This is a genomic window from Shewanella algae, from assembly GCF_009183365.2.
Lineage (GTDB): Bacteria > Pseudomonadota > Gammaproteobacteria > Enterobacterales > Shewanellaceae > Shewanella > Shewanella algae.
The window spans coordinates 45001-64613 of sequence record NZ_CP068230.1 but is presented as its reverse complement, the minus strand read 5'-3'; the positions used below and the strand labels follow the sequence as shown (position 1 = coordinate 64613).

The following is a 19613-nucleotide window of genomic DNA, read 5'->3' as shown; positions in this document are numbered from 1 at the left end:
ACTTTTACAAGCTGCAATGTTTTTTGAAATCAGGGCATAAAAAAACCGCTGCAAGCAGCGGTTTTTCCAGCTCAAAGAAGATTAGCCCTTGGGATAAGGATGCGCTACACCCTTGTGGCAATCCACACAGGTCTTTCTGCTTTCAGGATCTTTCTTGAAGTTCATACTGTGCATTCTAACAGCCATTTTCTTCATGGTTTCAGGCTGGTTTTCATAGATGCGAGTATGACAATGCTGACAGTTGGCTGAGTCATTATCACGGAAGTAGTGCAGTGCTTTGTCAGCCTGCTCTTTACGGTTGGCATCCAACCATTCCTGAGTATTGAAGCCATCGATAGTCAGGAAACCGTAAAGATCCTTGGAAACGATGATCTTTTTCACCAGATAGTCAACCGGGCCGTGAGGCAGGTGACAGTCTTGACACTGAACAGTTACACCGGCACGACCGCCGCCGTGGGCAGAAGCCAGCACTTCATCTTTCAGTGAGTGGTTGCTGTGGCAGGTCATACAGAACGCATCTGTACTGGTTGCATGCAGCGTCTGCTGGGTAGCGAAGTAACCCACAACACCTATCACTATGCCGACAACCAGCAGCGACAGGATGGAATACTTTGCGCTGGGTTTAAAGATTGCACGCCAGTTCATCACTCTTCTCCAAAATAAAATTCTTATATCTATATTGAGCTATTCGTTGTTCTGAAATTTGATTATAAACCAGTTTTCTTTCATTAATCTGACCTGAAAAGTGCAAAATGAGACTTAGCTCTAACTCTCAAGGCCTATTGACGGCAGGATTTTAAGTCGGCGCCATATATGCACTTTTCCTAAACCTAATGCATGGCACAGGCTTAATCAAGCATAGTCAATCGAATAATTAACATACAGCCAATTCTCGAAACAATAAATGTGATCCAAACGACACCAAGGAGGTAATGCACAATTTATTTTGGACAAGAGGAAACTATTTAACCAATATGTCTGTCTATTGAGGCAAGCACCTATCGCGTGCTTTGCCAGACCAAAAGGATAATGATGAGAAGCTTGCTGCTGATACTGACACTGATAATGACGCTGGGACAGGCCATGATGCCTGCTGCTGCGTCTATAGCCGTGTCTGAGCATCAGCCGATGGCGACCATGAACTCATCTGCATCCGCTACCATGACCATGGATATGGATTGCTGCCAAGGCCAGCAGCATTGCCCCGACTGCGATCTGGGTATGGATTGCGGCACCATGGGCAACTGTGCCAGCCACTGCACACCAGGTGTAAGCCTGCTTACTACCAGCCACCCTTTGGTGATGACTGGAAGCCAGCAGATTACCCTGCCAAGCTGGAGCCTGCAAACCACCATACTCTCACAGCAAACACCCCCTCCCAACTCAGTACAGATGTAACTCTGGCCATCAGGCCACACAGCTTTAGTTAATGTTTTTACATCTGAATATTTTTGGGAGTTCCCACTATGTCTGCATACAAAATTTCTGCATCTCGTTTTAGCGCCGCCCTGTTAGTGCTTACCGCCCTGTTTATGGCTCCTGGCAGTTTCGCTGCTGAATTAAACTTGCCGGATAATCTGGCGATCAAGGCTATCGATGGCCAGGCAGTATCCAACTTTGACAGCCACAAACTGGCTGCCGGTGAACATGTCGTTGAGCTCCAGTACCGGGATATTTTTGCCGTCAATGCCGATGACTCGGGCGCTTGGGTCAAATCCGGCCCTCTTTACCTGACACTGACAGTGGCTGGACAACAAAGCCTACAACTGCAGTTACCGACTCTGGATACCGAGGCCGAAGCCAACGCCTTTATTCGCAGCCCACAGTTGCAAGTAGTGGATGAAGCTGGCCAGGCTGTTCCTGCCGAGGTAATGACCCATGGGGGCCTGATGGCCGACTGGTTGGCACAGCTGCGCCGCTGAGTTTTCAGAGTGGAGTGAGGCAGAAGGTCAGCCTGTAAACCAATGATTGCCCGAGAATAGCTGAAGATATTTTCGCACTTCTTCAGATGTGAATCACATCAAGGCAAGCATTTTAAAGCATGGTAGACTAATGGGGTTCATTCTCTCTGGAGTTCAAGCTCAAGATGCTATCGGTTCGCCGCCACATCCTGGTTCTGTTTACCATGCTCGCATTGCTCGGGCAGGGTATGCTAACCAATGGACACTGGATGGTACCCACAGCTGAAGCGCATTCCGGGGAAATGCACTCCACGGCACACCCAATGGCTGCCACCATGGATTGTCACCCTCAACAGACACAGAGCAGTCACTGCTGCGATGACCCGCAAGTTGATACAGTGCTTCCCGACACTGTGAGTCATTGCTGTGAAAGCAAAGGATTCTGCAAGAGTGACTGTAACCATTGTCTGGTGATATCCGTAGCGGGTACCCTCATCGCCGTCGGTTCCTGGCCGGTGATGTCTCTGCCCGAAGCCGCCGTGGCCACGCCTATGCCTCATTTCCACTCTGTTTCTGTCGGCCAGACTATCAAACCACCCATAGTTTGATGCCCACGGCACACTTGTGCCCAAAATCTGCCAATAAATACAATTTTTTATGGGATAAGCCCTAGGAATGCCAGCCGGCGCCTGGTCAAAGCCGTATCCCAAACGGAGTGAATCAATGAAAACCTTTATCAGTGTCCTGATTATTGCGTTACTGTCTGTCACCCTGGCCCGTGCCAGCTTCGCAAACGAACGTGAACATCATCACGGCCAGCAACAAGCCGCCGTAACGGCCGAATATGCTTGCCCCATGCACCCTGAAGTGACGGGTAACAAAGGGGATTCCTGCCCCAAGTGCGGTATGTTCCTGGAAAAACAGCAACAAGCCGGCTACCACTGTCCCATGCATCCTGAAGTGACAGGCAAGAAAGGTGACTCCTGCCCCAAATGTGGTATGAATCTTGAGCCTGTAGCAGGCCAGAAACACCACCACCACTAATCAAGCTGTAGCTGGAGATGAGGCATATGAGCGATTCAAACCGTAAACGCCAACGACTGGCCTGCGCGCTTAGTCTGGTGTTGGCTGTCGGCCCGCAATGGAGTATGCAGGCAATGGCCCAGGGCAATCAGCCCCAAGGGCAGGAACAACACAAAGATCATCAACATGGGACGGCAACTCAGGAGTATTACTGCCCCATGCATCCGGAAGTCACCAGCCATGAGCCGGGACGTTGCCCCAAGTGCAACATGTTTTTGGTCAAAGATGAGGCTACTGAAGCCTTGGTAGAACCAACACAGGCCCTGCAAAAAACCTATGTTTGCCCCATGCATCCGGAAGTGACCAGTCACGAACCGGGACGCTGCCCCAAATGCAACATGTTCCTGGTCGAAGAGGAAGAAGAGGAGCCCGGTTCCCATGCCGGTCACGCCGAAGCTACAGAAGCCCAGGCTACAAAAACCAAAGCTGATGACCATAGCCAGCACGCCATGCAGCAGACAAAGCCCGCGTTGGAGATTAAACCTGCACCTCTGGATCAGGGCAAGAACATCAAATATGTCTGCCCCATGCATTCTCATATCATCAGCGATGTGCCAGGCACCTGCCCCATCTGCGGCATGAATCTGGAAAAAGTCGAGATGGGCAGTCACTCGGAAACCGTTGAAATAGATGTCTCAGGCCAGATGCAACAAGCCTTGGCCCTCAAGGTGGCCAAGGTAGAAAGGGACACGTTGTGGAAGTTCGTCAAAACAGTCGGCCAGATAGACTATGACGAGAGCCAGATCAGTCATATCCATGCCAGGGTCAATGGCTGGATTGAAAAGCTTAAAGTAGAGTCTGTCGGTGACAGGGTCGAGAAAGGCCAGCTGTTGTACGAGATCTATTCACCGGATCTGGTCAATGCCCAGGATGACTATCTGTTGGCCCAAGATACCCTGAAACGCTCAGGCAACAGTGCCAACTACCAAGAGCTATTACGTAAGGCCGGGCTACGCCTCGAACTGCTGGGCATGAACCAAGAGCAGATCAAACAGCTGGCCAAGACTGGCAAGACCCAATACCGGGTTCCTTTCTACGCCCGCGAAAGCGGCATAGTCAAACAGCTCGCGGTGCGTGACGGCATGTATATACAACCTCAGACCGAGGTCATGTCACTGGTTGACCTCTCCAAAGTCTGGGTCATCGCCGATGTGTTTGAAAACGAGCAGAGCTGGCTGGAAGTGGGTCAGGCCGCCGAGGTTAATATCCCTGCCATGGGACTCAAGAGCATAGAAGGCAAGATTGACTATATCTATCCCGAGCTGGATCCCATCACCCGTAGCCTGAGGGTCAGAGTGGTACTCAACAATGATCAAGCGATGGAGCTAAGGCCCAAGACCTTGGCCAAGGTTTCCCTCTATGGTGGCCCCAAACGCGATACTTTGGTGATCCCCCAGGAAGCTTTGATCCAAACAGGCAAGGAGAACCGGGTCATAGTCAAACAGGATGATGCCAGTTTCAGCGCCAGAAAGGTCACTGTCGGCATGCTGAGTCAGGGTAAGGCAGAGATCCTCGAAGGCCTGCATGAAGGCGAAAACGTGGTGATTTCCGGACAATTCCTGCTGGATTCAGAGGCCAGTCTCAAGGGCAGCCTGATGCGCCTGAGCTCAGGCCACCAGCACTAGGAGGCAACATGCTGAAAAAAATCATTGAAGCCTCCATCAAACAAAGGGTGATGGTGCTGATTGTCACCCTGATGGTGACGGTTTGGGGGATTCAGGCGCTGCGTACCACGCCGCTCGACGCCCTGCCGGATCTGTCCGATGTGCAGGTCATCATCAAAACCGCCTATCCGGGACAGGCGCCCAAGCTGGTAGAGGAACAGGTGACCTATCCCCTGTCCACCGCCATGCTGGCCGTGCCCGGGGCCAAGACGGTGCGCGGCTATTCCATGTTCGGTGACTCCTATGTCTATGTGATCTTTGAAGATGGCACCGACATCTATTGGGCCCGCTCCCGGGTATTGGAATACCTGAGCCAGATAAGCAGTCGTTTACCCGAAGGGGTGCAACCCTCACTAGGGCCCGATGCCTCCGGGGTCGGTTGGATCTATGAATATGCCCTGGTAGACCGCAGCGGTAATCTGGACCTTTCGCAACTCAAGAGTTTGCAGGACTGGTATTTGAAGCTGGAATTGCAGAGTGTTGCCGGGGTATCGGAAGTCGCCACAGTCGGAGGCATGGAACAGACCTATCAGATAGTGCTGGAGCCGGACAAGCTGGCGATTTACAAGCTGGACATCGCCTCAGTCAAGCAGGCTATTACCAAGGCCAACAACGAGGCCGGCGGCTCTGTGGTGGAGATGGCCGAAGCCGAGTATATGGTACGCGCCAAGGGCTATCGTCAAACACTGGCGGACTTTCGTGAAATCCCGCTGGGGATCACCAGCCCCTCAGGCACACCACTGCTGCTGAAAGACGTTGCCACCGTACGCAAGGGCCCGGCATCCCGCCGCGGCATAGCCGAGCTCGATGGTGAGGGCGAAGTCGTCGGTGGCATCATAGTCATGCGCTATGGGGAAAACGCCCTGGCGACTATCGAGGCGGTGAAAACCAAGCTGGAAGAACTCAAGGCGGGGCTCCCCGAAGGCGTGGAGATAGTTCCCACCTACGACAGATCGCAACTGATTGAAAACTCAGTCGACAACCTGCTGCACAAGGTGCTGGAAGAGATGGTAGTTGTGAGCATTGTTTGCTTGCTGTTTCTGCTGCACGCTCGCTCGACTCTGGTGGCCGTCATTACCCTGCCACTGTCGATACTGATCGCCTTTATTGTGATGAACAAGATGGGGGTTAACGCCAATATCATGAGTCTTGGCGGTATCGCCATCGCCATCGGGGCCGTGGTAGATGGCGCCATTGTGATGATCGAGAATATGCACAAGCACCTCGAGCATTTCAAACAGGACCACCAGCGCCAACCCGACGCCAAAGAGCATTGGAAAATTGTCGCCGAGGCCTCCATTGAGGTGGGCCCGGCACTCTTCTTCTCCTTGCTGATCATTACCCTGAGCTTTGTGCCTGTATTTGCCCTCGAAGCCCAGGAAGGCAGGCTGTTCAGCCCTCTGGCTTATACCAAAACCTTTGCCATGGCCGCCGCAGCTGTGTTATCGATCACCTTGGTGCCTATCCTGATGGGCTTCTTTATCCGTGGCAAGATCCCCTCGGAAAGCAGCAACCCACTGAGCCGGGTGTTGATAGCCATCTACAAGCCTATGCTCAATGCCGTGCTGCGCTTCCCCAAGTTGACCCTGCTGGCGGCTCTGGTGGCGCTGGCCAGTGCCTGGTATCCGGTGAGTCATATGGGCAGCGAGTTTATGCCCGAGCTCGAGGAAGGGGATCTCCTGTACATGCCAACAGCTTTGCCTGGCATCAGCGCCAGCAAGGCCGCCGAAGTGCTGCAGCAAACCGACCGGTTGATCAAAACCGTTCCGGAAGTGGCGCGGGTGTTTGGCAAGGTTGGTCGCGCCGAAACCGCCACGGATCCCGCGCCATTGACCATGCTGGAAACCACCATAATGCTCAAACCCAAAGAGCAGTGGCGCGAAGGCATGGATCTCGACGGCATCATTGCCCAGCTGCAAAATACGGTCAAAGTGCCCGGTCTCACCAACGCCTGGGTGCAGCCGATCAAGACCCGTATCGACATGCTGTCTACCGGTATCAAGACGCCTGTGGGGATTAAGATCACCGGCGCCGATGTCAATCAACTACAGGAGATAGGGGCCCAGATAGAAGCGATTCTATCGGCGCAGCCTCATACCAAGTCGGCCTATGCCGAGCGGGTGGGTGGCGGCCGCTACATAGACATCACGCCGAAACTCGAGGTGACCTCCAGATATGGCATGACCCTGAGCGATATTCAGGACGTAGTACGTTACGCCATAGGTGGCATGAATATAGGTGAGTCAGTTCAAGGTGCCGAGCGCTATCCCATCAACCTGCGCTATCCACGAGACTTGCGTGACAATATCGAAAAGCTCAGAGAACTGCCGGTGATCACCAAGAGTGGCCACTATCTGCCGCTGCGCAATCTGGCCGACATCGAAATCACTGATGGCGCGCCTATGCTCAAGAGTGAGAATGGTCGTTTGATCTCCTGGGTATTTGTCGATATCGGCGGCACGTCCATCGGTGAGTATATCGAAGCCGTCAAGCCGGTATTGGAGCAGGAGCTCAAGCTGCCGGCCAGGTACAGCTACAGCTTTGCCGGCCAGTATGAGTATATGCAGCGGGTCGATGCCAAACTGCAGCAAGTGATCCCCATGGCACTGGCGGTAATCTTCATTCTACTGATGATGACCTTCGGCTCATCCATGCAGGCCAGCATCATTATGCTGTCGCTGCCGTTCGCCTTGGTGGGCAGTACCTGGTTGCTGTATCTGCTGGACTACAACATGTCGGTCGCTGTCGCGGTGGGCATGATAGCCCTCGCCGGGGTCGCCGCCGAGTTTGGTGTGGTCATGCTGGTGTATCTCAACAATGCCATCAAGCACAAGCAGGACAGAGGCGAATACCACAGAGTGGAGGACCTCAAGGACGCCCTGATTGAAGGTGCGGTGATGCGGATCCGCCCCAAGGCGATGACAGTGGCGACCATCTTCTTCGGTCTGCTCCCTATTATGTGGGGCGCAGGTTCGGGCAACGATGTGATGCAGAAGATTGCCGCGCCCATGGTCGGTGGCATGGTTACCGCCCCAGTGCTGTCGCTCTTTGTTCTTCCGGCGCTCTATCTGCTTATCTACCGTCGTCACTTGAGCAAGACTAAGGCTGAATAAGCAAACAGATGCTCGCAAAACGGCTGCCAATGCAGCCGTTTTTTATTGGATTGATATCAGTTACACCACTTCACCGGCGGCGTAGCCGGAACTCCAGGCCCACTGGAAGTTATAGCCGCCGAGCCAGCCACTGACATCCACCACTTCACCGATAAAATAGAACCCGGGATGACGCTTGGCCTCCATGGTCTTGGAGGATAACTCATCGGTATCCACTCCGCCCAGAGTCACCTCGGCGGTACGATAACCCTCGGTGCCGCCGGGTTGGATCTGCCAGCAGTGGAAATAACTGTCCAGCGCAGCTATATCAGCCTTGGACAGTTGGTTAAGGTTCTTGTTGGGTAATTCACCCAGCTCCAGCAGCCTCTCAACCAAGCGCTTAGGTAACAACCGAGATAATCCATTTTTAAGCGACAATTTTGGTGATTCAGCAGTAATTGTTTTGCACCAGTCGACAAAATCCAGGTCCGGCAGTAAATCAAAAAGCACACTCTGGCCTGGCTGCCAGTAGGAAGAGATCTGCAGCACAGCCGGCCCGGACAAACCTCTGTGAGTAAATAACATGGCCTCTCTAAACTGCTTGCCGCACTCGGCTTTGGCGATAACCGGCAAGCTGATACCAGACAGGCCTTCAAACCTGGCCTTGTCTTCAGGCTGTAAGGTAAAGGGAACCAGCCCGGCAGTTGTCGGCAACACCTTGATGGCAAACTGCTCGGCGATGCGGAATCCAAACGGCGTTGCCCCGAGCTTCGGCATGGACAGGCCCCCAGTGGCTATCACCAGTGACTCACAACGGTATTCCCCTTCACTGGTTTGCAGGCTGTAACCGCCATCTGTGGCTGCCACAGAAAGAATTTCGGTACGCAGCTGAATCTTGACCCCGGCCCAATCGCACTCTGTGGTCAGCATATCGACGATATCTTTGGCTGAGTCATCACAAAACAGCTGTCCCAGGGTCTTCTCGTGATAATCGATGCCGTGCCGCTCGACCATGGCGATAAAGTCCCACTGGCTGAAACGAGCCAGCGCCGACTTGACGAAGTGTGGGTTACTGCAGAGATAGGCGCCCGGTTCAATGTTCTGATTGGTGAAGTTGCAGCGACCGCCGCCACTGATCAGAATTTTGCGCCCCAGTTGTTTGGCGTTATCCAGCAAGAGGACATCCCGGCCCCGATATCCGGCAGTGAGGGCACACATTAACCCTGCGGCGCCAGCGCCGATAATGATCACCTGATGCTGTTTAACTGACATAACGCTTACTCTCGGGCCCAACAAGGGGCAATAAAAAAGGACGCTATTCTAGCATCCTTTTCCGGGATTGGAGATGGCTCAGTCTGCCGAGGTTTCCGACTTCTTCTCTCTGGCCAGCAGTTCTTTGGCCGCATCAATAGGCGATTTGCCCTGATACAACACCTGATAGATCTGCTCGGTGATCGGCATCTCTACCCCCAAGCGCTTGGCCAGAGTGTAGACCTCTTTGGTGTTACGGTACCCTTCAACCACCTGACCGATTTCAGCCTGGGCTGTATCGACATCACAACCTTTACCCAATGCCAAACCAAAGCGACGGTTGCGCGATTGGTTATCGGTACAGGTCAGCACCAGGTCCCCAAGACCCGCCATTCCCATAAAGGTAGAAGCATGGGCGCCCAGGGCTTCCCCCAGACGGCTCAACTCCACCAAACCTCGGGTGATCAGGGCAGTACGGGCATTGGCACCAAAGCCAATACCATCGGACATGCCGGCGCCTATGGCGATGACATTCTTGACCGCGCCACCGAGTTGCAGGCCGATAAAATCGTCATTGGCATAGACTCTCAGACGTTTGGGGCTGTGCAACAGCTCCACCAGATCCTGGGTAAACTCGGCATCGGTACCAGCCACTGAGATGGCGGTTGGTAAACCTGCCGCCAGCTCTTTGGCAAAAGTCGGTCCGGACAATACCGCCAGCGGATACTTCTCCCCCAGCACATCGCGGGCAACATCCTGCAACAGGCGACCACTTTCCGGCTCCAGCCCCTTGGTGGCCCAAATGATGCGGGCATCATCACGCAGCAGAGGTTTGGCCTGAGCCAACACATCAGCAAAGACGTGACTTGGTACCACAACCAGAATATTTCGCGACGCCGCCAATGCTTTGGCCAGATCGGCTTCCATCACCATGGAGTCGGGAAAGGCTATCCCGGGAAGAAAGGCTTGGTTGCTGCGCTCGGCAGCGAGTTTGGCTACATGCTCGGGCTCATGCCCCCACAACAGGGTGCTGTGTCCATTGCTGGCCAAAGAAATGGCAAGGGCGGTGCCATAAGAGCCCGCCCCCAATACCGTTATTTCGGCAGTGTCTTTCATCGGCTGATTACGCGTTAGCTTCTTCGGCCGGAGCTTGCTCTGCGGCGGCTTGACGCTGCTGCACGTACTGAGCGAACAGGGCGTCGAAGTTCACAGGAGCCAGGTTCAGCTGTGGGAAAGTACCACGGGATACTAGGCTTGCCACAGTTTCACGGGCATAAGGGAACAGGATGTTAGGGCAGTAAGCACCCAGAGAATGAGCCAGTTGAGGATCACTCAGACCTGAGATAGAGAAGATACCGGCTTGTTGTACTTCACACAGGAACGCAGTTTCTTCACCGTTTTTGGCAGTCACAGTCAGTGACAGTACCACTTCAAATACATCATCGGCCAACTTGGCGCTGCGGGTATCCAGATCCAGCTTAACTTCAGGATTCCACTCTTTCTGGAATACCGCTGGGCTGTTAGGGGTTTCGAAAGAAACGTCCTTGATATACACACGTTGAATGTTGAACTGTGGGGCTTGTTGTTCGTTGTTTGCTACTTCAGCCATAATTCCTACCTATCCATTTAGTCTCGGCTTGCAATGAGCCGGTGTTTGGGGCGTATGTTACTCGGGTCGGTTGCGACTCCCAGTCATCATCCCAGCTATTCATCTGTTCAGCGCCGGAACAGAACTCAGGATGCCGGTTGCCACTTCAGCATGGCCCACTCTACTAATAGAAGGACGCAGGATGCAATGACAACCGCCGACACTCATTATCTTTTGCTTTTGGACACAGGCATATTTGCTGCCTGCCAATCACCCATACCACCTTTGAGGTTAAAGACTTTTTCAAAGCCTTGCTTAACCAAAATCTGAGCCGCTTGAGATGAGGTCATGCCAGCGTTGCATACCAGTATAATGGGTGTGGTTTTGTACTTTTCAAGGTTAGCGATTTGATTATTTTTGATGTCGGCCATAGGTACATTCTGGGCATTGATAATATGCGCCTTACGGAAGTCGGCATTGGCACGCACATCTATCACCTTGGCATCTTCTTTATTCATCAGGAAAATCGCCTGCTGATGATCAACGGTTTTAACCTTGGAGAAGCCGGATTTGAACAGGGTTACCACCACGGCTATAAACAAACCTACCCAGGCCAGGCTCAGCATGGGGTGGGCTTTAAGAAACTCTACATATTCCTGCATTTTTAACTGCCTGTTATCTATTGGGCCATTTAGGACAAGCGCAGAGTATACCCAGAGGCCAGGCAGATTGCAGCTGTTTCGCTGCAGTTTTGCCCCTTGAGTCGGCGTTAAAGCGCGGTCCGCCCTATTATCACAATCGGGGTAAATGGCTTTTGCCCTCAGGACAGACGTAGTAATATTTAACCAATTTCAGATTTGACCGATTCTTTCAACTTTACAGGTATCAACATGAAGACAAGCAAACGTCCTTTGGCACTGCTTATTCTGGACGGCTGGGGTTATCGTGAGGGCACGCATATGAATGCCGTCCATCACGCCAACACTCCGGTTCTCGACAGACTCAACGCCGAATACGCCCACAGTTTGATTTCCGGCTCAGGTAAAGATGTAGGTTTGCCTGACGGGCAGATGGGCAACTCTGAAGTGGGCCATATCAATATTGGTTCCGGCCGTATCGTTTATCAGGAACTGACCCGCATCAGCAAGGCCATTGAAGATGGCGAATTTGAGCAAACCCAAGCACTGATCGAGGCGGTCGACGCCGCCATCGAGGCAGACGGCGCAGTACATATCATGGGACTGCTGTCACCCGGCGGTGTTCACAGCCATGAAGATCATCTTGAAGCCATGTGCCGTATGGCCGTCAAGCGGGGTGCTAAGCAAGTTTACCTGCACGCCTTCCTCGATGGGCGTGACACCCCACCACGCAGCGCCAAAGCCAGCTTGGAACGCTTCGACAAACTGTTTGCCGAATTGGGCCGAGGTCGCATAACCTCCATCGTTGGCCGCTACTATGCCATGGACAGGGACAACCGTTGGGACCGAGTCTCCCAAGCCTACGATCTGATCACTCAAGGTCAGGGGAAATACAGTGCCGACTCTGCCGTAGCCGCGCTGGAAGCTGCCTATGACCGCGATGAAAACGATGAGTTTGTTGCCGCAACTGCGATTCTGGATCAAGGTAAGGCCACAACACTGCACGATGGCGATGCGCTGATTTTCATGAACTTCCGTGCCGACCGCGCCAGACAGATCACCCGCGCCTTCGTCAATCCGGATTTCGATGGTTTTGAACGCGCAGTGACGCCCAAGGTTAACTTTGTCATGCTCACCGAGTATGCCGCCGATATCAAAGCCCCGGTAGCCTTCCCATCGGAAGACCTGGTCAACACCCTGGGCGAAGTACTGCAGAATCGCGGTCTGACTCAGCTGCGTATTTCAGAAACCGAGAAATACGCCCACGTAACCTTCTTCTTCAATGGCGGTAAAGAACAACCATTCGAGGGTGAAGACCGTATTCTGATCAATTCACCCAAAGTCGCTACCTATGACTTGCAACCTGAGATGAGTTCGACAGAGCTGACAGATAAGTTGGTTGAAGCTATTGAATCAACTAAATATGATGTCATTATCTGTAACTACCCCAACGGTGACATGGTAGGTCATACCGGCAAGTTTGATGCTGCGGTCAAGGCTTGCGAAGCTGTAGATGCCTGCATAGGCCGAGTAGTGGACGCACTGGCCAAGGTAGATGGTGAGTGCATCATCACTGCCGACCACGGCAACGCCGAGCAGATGGTGGACGAAACCACAGGCCAGGCTCATACCGCCCACACCAGTGAGCTGGTGCCCTTTATCTATGTCGGTCGCAAGGCCACAATCGATGAAGGTGGCCGCCTGAGTGATATCGCACCAACCATGCTGACACTGATGGGACAGAGCATTCCTGACGAAATGACAGGGCGTCCGTTAATCCATACAAAAGAGTAACACTGACCCGGTGCAGAAGCGTATTTTAGCCAAAGCCAGCATACTTGCTGGCTTTCTCGTGTTTTCCTCTCAGCTGCAGGCATCCGATCTGGAGCGGCGTCAGTCCGAGTTAAAGGCACTGCAATCCCAGATCACCGCCCAGCAAAATGCTCTGAGAGACACAGGCAAACAGCGGGAAAAACTGCTGCAACTGCTGAAAAAAGACGAGCAGGCTATCGCAGATGCCGCCCGTAAGGTCAATCAAACTGAAAATGCTCTCAGCGATGCCGAAAAGCGTCTCTCCGAGCTGAAGCAAAGAGCCGCACAGCTGGACAAGCTCAAAGAAAGCCAACAGCAAACCCTGGCCAAACAGCTAACCAGTGCTTATCTCGCCGGGAATCATGATTACAGTAAGATGCTGCTCAACCAGCAAGACCCGGCCACCATAGAACGGATGCTGGCCTACTATGACTTTCTCAACAAGGCCAGAATGCAGGCCATAGAACAACTGAAACAAACCCGCCAGGAATTGTCAGCGGTACAGCAGAGCGAGCAGCAGGAACGTAATCGACTCAACAAGCTGGTACTGGATCAAAAGGCTCAATCCAAGCGCCTCAATCAAGAACAGGATCAGCGACAACAGACATTGAAAGAACTGCAACGCACCATCAGCAGTAAGGCCTCAGAACTGGAGCAACTGCAGATAGAAGAAGCCTCGCTGAAACGGGTTGTCGAGCAAGCCCTGGCTGCCATGCGTGATAGCCCAAGCATGGATGGATTGGCCAAGTCCCGCGGCTCACTCAATTGGCCCACCAAGGGCAGGATCAAAAACAGCTTTGGCAGTCAGCGCTCCGGCAATGTGCGCTGGAAAGGTGTCATGCTATCGGCCCCGGAGGGCCAGTCTATCAGTGCAGTAGCCGCCGGTAAGGTGATCTATGCCGACTGGCTGCGCGGTTTTGGTATGGTGTTGGTTGTCGACCATGGCAAAGGCTTTATGAGCCTTTATGGCCACGCCCAGACATTGCTGAAAGATGCTGGAGATACGGTCAAGGCCGGCGAAGCCGTGGCACTGGTAGGACGTTCCGGAGGACAAACCGAGCCTGGCCTATACTTTGAAATAAGGCATAAGGGGCAAGCTGTCGATCCGGCAAATTACTGTCGGCGTTAATCATCAGCCCCCTGCACTTCAAAGGGGGCAACATGGGCAACTCTATTCGCAACCTGCTGTATATCGGTCTTGGTATAGTCATGGGAATCTCTCTCAGCCTGGCTAGCCACGAAAACTTTCCCAAACCCAACCACACTCACGAGCTTTCATTGCTGCTGGATGTGATGGATACAGTGGAAACCTACTACGTCAGGGACATCAGCCGCAGGGAACTTGTCGACGCCGCCATTGAAGGCATATTTCAACGTCTCGACCCTTATTCCAGTTTTCTGAAACCCGAGCAGATGAACAGCCTCAGGGACAGCAACCGAGGGGAATACTTCGGCTACGGCTTTGAAGTGTCCACCGAAGGGGAAAAACTCAGAATTATCGCGCCCTTCCCCGGCTCTCCGGCCGAACAAGCCGGGATCATGGCCGGCGATATTGTTACTGCCGTCAATGGAGAGAGTATTGCCAAGCAGTCTCTGGAAGAAGTGCTTAGCCAAATAAAGCACTTCAGCAGCAGCAACCGTGAGTTATCGCTGCAGCTGCATCATGCTCACTCGGATGTCAGCTTTGAAGTCAGCCTCAAACCGGCCACTATCAGCGTCCACTCTGTGCTTGGGAAAATGCTGACCAACGACATTGGCTATATTCGCCTGGCAAGTTTTCAGGAAGATTCGACCCGCGACATAGTCCATCTGTTGAGCGAGTGGCAACAGCAGCCACTAAATGGTTTGATTCTGGATTTGCGCAACAATCCAGGAGGCTTGCTGGATCAAGCGATTCGAATTGCCGATCTGTTTCTGGATAAGGGCCGTATAGTCGCCACCGAAGGACGCTTCTTCGATGCCAACTCAGATTACTATGCATCTCCGCAAACCATGCTGGCCGGCGTGCCCATATTAGTGCTGATCAATCGCGGTTCAGCTTCAGCATCCGAAGTGCTGGCGGCGGCGCTGCAGGAGAACAACCGTGCCAAGGTGATAGGCGAAACCAGCTTCGGTAAAGGTACAGTACAAAGCCTGATCCCAACACTTGTCGATGGTAATGCCATCAAGCTGACCATAGCCCGCTATACCACACCCAAAGGCCAGGATATCAATGCCAAAGGGGTGGAACCCGATATAAAAATCGCACCCAATACTGTTTCCGATAACAAAACTGTGCCTATAATCGACCTCATATCTCCCCATGCAGATACTGCCAGCGATAGAGCCATCAACTCGGCGGTGGCATGGATACAATCAAATAAATAAAATTAATATAAAACGTGCGCTATTGTTTCTACTTACTACTGCTGGTCGTAAGTTGCTCTCCCGCGTGGGGAGCCAGACTGGCAATCGTTATCGATGATATAGGTTACCGCCATACAGATGAGGCCGCCCTGTCCTTGCCTTCAGCTGTGACCTTGTCTGTATTGCCACATACCCCTCTCGGGCAACAACTGGCTCGCCAGGCTCACAGCAAAGGCCACGAAATCATGGTGCACCTCCCCATGCAGGCGCTTAACGGCAAGGCCATGGGGCCTGGTGGGCTCAACAACCAGATGTCAGAAACCGAGTTTAAAGCAACCCTCAAGAGAGCTTTGCAGAGCGTGCCCTTTGCCAGGGGAAGTAACAACCATATGGGGAGCCTGTTGACTCAACTTGAGCAACCTATGAGCTGGTTAATGGAAGTATTGCATCAGGAAGAGCACTTCTTTATCGACAGTGTTACCACACGCTACACCAAGGCGGGAGATAAGGCCGATGCCCTCGGCGTTCCGCTGCTGAGACGTCAGGTGTTCTTGGATAATCAGCTAACCGAGCAGGCTTTCGAAAGACAATTGGACTTGGCAATAGCCAAGGCCCAAAGTGAGGGTGAAGCCTTGATGATAGCTCACCCTTACCCAGAGAGTATGCAGTTCCTCAAGAAGAGACTGCCAGAGCTGGCAAAGATAGGGGTCACTCTGGTGCCGGCTTCCAACTTACTGCCAATCTCATGGGCCAAGAAGCAGAATACAAGCGGTGAAAAACTCTGACTAGAGTTGCAGTACAGGGATATCCAGATCCGGCAGCAAGGCTCGCAACTCCTGTTGGTTACTGACAATATCGGCCAGCGTATAACGGTCGAGCACAGCCAGATAGGCATTCACAGCTTGAGCCAGAACCCCTTTCAGCTGACAAGCAGGAGTCAATCGACAATAAGGCTTGCTGCAATCAATAGGCGCCAGTGAGTTTTCCAGTGCCCTCACCAGTTCGCCGACATTGATCTTCTCTGGAGCCATCCCCAAACGAAAACCACCACTCTTTCCACGTATAGTTTGCAGATAACCCAGCTTACCCAGGTGATGTACTATCTTGGAGACATGATTAGGTGAAAGATCAAAAACCTCTGTGATCTCTGCGATTCGAAACAAAGTCTCACGCTCCGGTTGAATCGCCAGGTACATAAGAGTTCTTATTCCAAAATCTGTATAACGCGTTAACTGCATCTTTCACCTTCAGGAAGAGGTTTCCACCTCTAAAGAGCCTATCAGCCAGAGCGCCTCTTCGTTGCTGTTACCACATACATCGACCGATGCCGAGAATTCGCTGCACACATCGGGACGTTCAGAGGAACCAAAGAGGCGACATAGATTGTTGTCATCCAGTTGCACACAGCGAACCCCTGCGGGTTTACCTCCCGGCATCCCGGGTATGGCACTACTGATGGAGGGTGCAATGCAACAGGCCCCGCAACCGATACGACAATCCACAATCATCACCTGTAATAGAATATGACTATTATAACGACAAAAAATTTTCGGGTAAGTACTCAAGTCACAGACTCAAGCGAATCCTACAGCCAAAGCGAATATAACAATAGCGCTTATGCATTCTCTATAGTCAACCTCAAGGACCTGGGTTCTACAGGTCGCAGGGATGATTCCCAGTAAATTTGCAGAAAAGAATCAAACGAAAAAAGCCTCATCTTTCGATGAGGCTTTCTCTTTAAGTTGGCGGAGCGGACGGGACTCGAACCCGCGACCCCCGGCGTGACAGGCCGGTATTCTAACCAACTGAACTACCGCTCCTTTAGTATCACGCCTTGGCGCACTACTAAAATTGGGCGTCTGGCGATGACCTACTCTCACATGGGGAGACCCCACACTACCATCGGCGCGATTGCGTTTCACTTCTGAGTTCGGGATGGGATCAGGTGGGACCACAATGCTATTGTCACCAGACATATTTGGTAATCTGGAAAGCTGTGCTCTTTTCAGAGCCTGAGTTCAAACTTCAATCAAGTATCTAACTTCTTCAAGTCCGTAAAACCCATCTGGGTTGTATGGTTAAGCCTCTCGAGTCATTAGTACAGGTTAGCTCAACGCCTCGCAACGCTTACACACCCTGCCTATCAACGTCCTGGTCTCGAACGGCTCTTCAGAGGGCTCCAGGCCCTAGGGATGACTCATCTTGGGGCTCGCTTCCCGCTTAGATGCTTTCAGCGGTTATCGATTCCGAACGTAGCTACCGGGCAATGCCATTGGCATGACAACCCGAACACCAGCGGTTCGTCCACTCCGGTCCTCTCGTACTAGGAGCAGCTCCCCTCAATCATCCAACGCCCACGGCAGATAGGGACCGAACTGTCTCACGACGTTCTGAACCCAGCTCGCGTACCACTTTAAATGGCGAACAGCCATACCCTTGGGACCGACTTCAGCCCCAGGATGTGATGAGCCGACATCGAGGTGCCAAACACCGCCGTCGATATGAACTCTTGGGCGGTATCAGCCTGTTATCCCCGGAGTACCTTTTATCCGTTGAGCGATGGCCCTTCCATTCAGAACCACCGGATCACTATGACCTGCTTTCGCACCTGCTCGACGTGTCTGTCTCGCAGTTAAGCTGGCTTATGCCATTACACTAACCGTACGATGTCCGACCGTACTTAGCCAACCTTCGTGCTCCTCCGTTACTCTTTGGGAGGAGACCGCCCCAGTCAAACTACCCACCAGGCACTGTCCCTAACCCCGATTAGGGGCCCAGGTTAGAACATCAACACTACAAGGGTGGTATTTCAAGGTTGACTCCAACAAGACTGGCGTCTCATCTTCATAGTCTCCCACCTATCCTACACATGTAGGGTCAATGTTCAGTGCCAAGCTATAGTAAAGGTTCACGGGGTCTTTCCGTCTAGCCGCGGGTATACGGCATCTTCACCGCAATTTCAACTTCACTGAGTCTCGGCTGGAGACAGCGTGGCCATCATTACGCCATTCGTGCAGGTCGGAACTTACCCGACAAGGAATTTCGCTACCTTAGGACCGTTATAGTTACGGCCGCCGTTTACCGGGGCTTCGATCATGAGCTTCTCCGAAGATAACCCAATCAATTAACCTTCCGGCACCGGGCAGGCGTCACACCGTATACGTCATCTTGCGATTTTGCACAGTGCTGTGTTTTTGATAAACAGTTGCAGCCACCTGGTATCTGCGACTCCCGTCAGCTCAGAGAGCAAGTCTCATCACCAACAGGAGCGTACCTTCTCCCGAAGTTACGGTACCATTTTGCCTAGTTCCTTCAGCCGAGTTCTCTCAAGCGCCTTGGTATTCTCTACCCGACCACCTGTGTCGGTTTGGGGTACGATTCCTGCTAACCTGAAGCTTAGAAGATTTTCCTGGAAGCATGGCATCAACCACTTCATCCCCTTAGGGACTCGTCGTCAGCTCTCAGTGTATGTGTGCCCGGATTTGCCTAAGCACACCACCTACTACCTTAAACGCGGACTACCAACGCCGCGCCGGCCTAGCCTTCTCCGTCTCTCCATCGCAGTTAGCAGAAGTACGGGAATATTAACCCGTTTCCCATCGACTACGCCTTTCAGCCTCGCCTTAGGGGTCGACTCACCCTGCCCCGATTAACGTTGGACAGGAACCCTTGGTCTTTCGGCGAGGGGGTTTTTCACCCCCTTTATCGTTACTCATGTCAGCATTCGCACTTCTGATACCTCCAGCGTGGGTTACCCCTTCGCCTTCAACGGCTTACAGAACGCTCCTCTACCGCACTGATGCAAGCATCAGTACCCGTAGCTTCGGTGAATTGCTTAGCCCCGTTACATCTTCCGCGCAGGCCGACTCGACTAGTGAGCTATTACGCTTTCTTTAAATGATGGCTGCTTCTAAGCCAACATCCTAGCTGTCTAAGCCTTCCCACATCGTTTCCCACTTAGCAATTACTTTGGGACCTTAGCTGACGGTCTGGGTTGTTTCCCTTTTGACGACGGACGTTAGCACCCGCCGTCTGTCTCCCGGATAGCACTCTTTGGTATTCGGAGTTTGCAAAGGGTTGGTAAGTCGGGATGACCCCCTAGCCTTAACAGTGCTCTACCCCCAAAGGTGTTCGTCCGAGGCGCTACCTAAATAGCTTTCGAGGAGAACCAGATATCTCCCGGTTTGATTGGCCTTTCACCCCCAGCCACAAGTCATCCGCTAATTTTTCAACATTAG

At 52.7% G+C, this 19613-nt stretch carries 17 protein-coding genes, 1 tRNA gene and 2 rRNA genes (1 of these 20 running past the window's edge); 10 read left to right on the top strand and 10 right to left on the bottom strand.

The features are described 5' to 3' along the window. Positions 1 to 81: 81 nt before the first annotated feature. Entirely contained in the window at positions 82 to 645 is a 564-nt protein-coding gene (locus E1N14_RS00295; RefSeq protein ID WP_025010834.1) for a NapC/NirT family cytochrome c, read from the bottom strand. A 384-nt stretch (positions 646 to 1029) separates the two neighbouring features. Between E1N14_RS00295 and E1N14_RS00290 the strand changes: the two genes are divergently transcribed. The 6 genes from E1N14_RS00290 (at position 1030) to E1N14_RS00265 (ending at position 7761) form a co-directional block, all read left to right on the top strand. Then, a complete protein-coding gene (locus tag E1N14_RS00290) occupies positions 1030 to 1398 on the top strand; it encodes a hypothetical protein (protein ID WP_152134845.1) in 369 nt (122 codons plus the stop codon). Between the two features lie 68 nt (positions 1399 to 1466). Then, on the top strand, positions 1467 to 1922 hold the full coding sequence (locus E1N14_RS00285) for a DUF2057 family protein (RefSeq protein ID WP_025010836.1): 456 nt from the start codon (positions 1467 to 1469) through the stop codon (positions 1920 to 1922). Between the two features lie 248 nt (positions 1923 to 2170). Next, complete coding sequence (locus E1N14_RS00280) at positions 2171 to 2509, top strand: hypothetical protein (protein ID WP_243756811.1); 339 nt, start codon at positions 2171 to 2173, stop codon at positions 2507 to 2509. Between the two features lie 115 nt (positions 2510 to 2624). Continuing rightward, positions 2625 to 2945 (top strand): heavy metal-binding domain-containing protein, encoded by a 321-nt coding sequence (locus E1N14_RS00275; RefSeq protein ID WP_025010837.1) that lies wholly within the window; start codon positions 2625 to 2627, stop codon positions 2943 to 2945. A gap of 26 nt (positions 2946 to 2971) precedes the next feature. Then, complete coding sequence (locus tag E1N14_RS00270) at positions 2972 to 4609, top strand: efflux RND transporter periplasmic adaptor subunit (protein ID WP_025010838.1); 1638 nt, start codon at positions 2972 to 2974, stop codon at positions 4607 to 4609. Positions 4610 to 4617: 8 nt separating this feature from the next. Then, positions 4618 to 7761 (top strand): efflux RND transporter permease subunit, encoded by a 3144-nt coding sequence (locus E1N14_RS00265; protein WP_025010839.1) that lies wholly within the window; start codon positions 4618 to 4620, stop codon positions 7759 to 7761. A 60-nt stretch (positions 7762 to 7821) separates the two neighbouring features. Here the strand turns inward: E1N14_RS00265 and E1N14_RS00260 are convergent, their stop codons facing one another. From E1N14_RS00260 to E1N14_RS00245, 4 genes are all read right to left on the bottom strand, one after another. Next, positions 7822 to 9012, bottom strand: coding sequence for a BaiN/RdsA family NAD(P)/FAD-dependent oxidoreductase (locus E1N14_RS00260; RefSeq protein WP_025010840.1), 1191 nt, complete (start codon positions 9010 to 9012; stop codon positions 7822 to 7824). Between the two features lie 78 nt (positions 9013 to 9090). Continuing rightward, positions 9091 to 10107: an NAD(P)H-dependent glycerol-3-phosphate dehydrogenase gene (gene gpsA, locus E1N14_RS00255; RefSeq protein ID WP_025010841.1), complete on the bottom strand. Its 1017-nt coding sequence runs from the start codon at positions 10105 to 10107 to the stop codon at positions 9091 to 9093. Between the two features lie 7 nt (positions 10108 to 10114). Continuing rightward, positions 10115 to 10600, bottom strand: coding sequence for a protein-export chaperone SecB (secB, locus tag E1N14_RS00250; RefSeq protein ID WP_025010842.1), 486 nt, complete (start codon positions 10598 to 10600; stop codon positions 10115 to 10117). Between the two features lie 206 nt (positions 10601 to 10806). Beyond that, positions 10807 to 11241, bottom strand: coding sequence for a rhodanese-like domain-containing protein (locus E1N14_RS00245; protein ID WP_025888165.1), 435 nt, complete (start codon positions 11239 to 11241; stop codon positions 10807 to 10809). Between the two features lie 228 nt (positions 11242 to 11469). On the opposite strand from E1N14_RS00245, the gene gpmM reads away from it, so the two are divergent. From gpmM to E1N14_RS00225, 4 genes are read left to right on the top strand one after another with little or no spacing between them, the layout of a single operon-like run. Next, positions 11470 to 13011: a 2,3-bisphosphoglycerate-independent phosphoglycerate mutase gene (gene gpmM, locus E1N14_RS00240; RefSeq protein WP_062793580.1), complete on the top strand. Its 1542-nt coding sequence runs from the start codon at positions 11470 to 11472 to the stop codon at positions 13009 to 13011. Between the two features lie 10 nt (positions 13012 to 13021). After that, positions 13022 to 14158 (top strand): murein hydrolase activator EnvC family protein, encoded by a 1137-nt coding sequence (locus E1N14_RS00235; RefSeq protein WP_025010843.1) that lies wholly within the window; start codon positions 13022 to 13024, stop codon positions 14156 to 14158. 32 nt (positions 14159 to 14190) lie between these two features. Next, a complete protein-coding gene (locus tag E1N14_RS00230) occupies positions 14191 to 15396 on the top strand; it encodes a S41 family peptidase (RefSeq protein WP_062793566.1) in 1206 nt (401 codons plus the stop codon). Between the two features lie 14 nt (positions 15397 to 15410). Next, positions 15411 to 16160, top strand: a complete 750-nt coding sequence (locus tag E1N14_RS00225; protein ID WP_025010844.1) for a divergent polysaccharide deacetylase family protein — start codon at positions 15411 to 15413, stop codon at positions 16158 to 16160. On the opposite strand, the gene E1N14_RS00220 is transcribed toward E1N14_RS00225, so the two are convergent. The 5 genes from E1N14_RS00220 to E1N14_RS00200 all read right to left on the bottom strand — a co-directional run. Beyond that, on the bottom strand, positions 16161 to 16613 hold the full coding sequence (locus E1N14_RS00220) for an Rrf2 family transcriptional regulator (RefSeq protein ID WP_025010845.1): 453 nt from the start codon (positions 16611 to 16613) through the stop codon (positions 16161 to 16163). It abuts the gene before it with no gap. 9 nt (positions 16614 to 16622) lie between these two features. Next, positions 16623 to 16877 carry a YkgJ family cysteine cluster protein gene (locus E1N14_RS00215; RefSeq protein WP_025010846.1) on the bottom strand — a complete coding sequence of 85 codons (255 nt, stop codon included), beginning with the start codon at positions 16875 to 16877 and terminating at the stop codon, positions 16623 to 16625. Positions 16878 to 17118: 241 nt separating this feature from the next. After that, positions 17119 to 17195: transfer RNA gene (locus tag E1N14_RS00210), tRNA-Asp, on the bottom strand. 37 nt (positions 17196 to 17232) lie between these two features. Beyond that, a 5S ribosomal RNA gene (gene rrf, locus E1N14_RS00205) occupies positions 17233 to 17348 on the bottom strand. A 101-nt stretch (positions 17349 to 17449) separates the two neighbouring features. After that, positions 17450 to 19613, bottom strand: a 23S ribosomal RNA gene (locus E1N14_RS00200) (it continues 729 nt past the right edge of the window).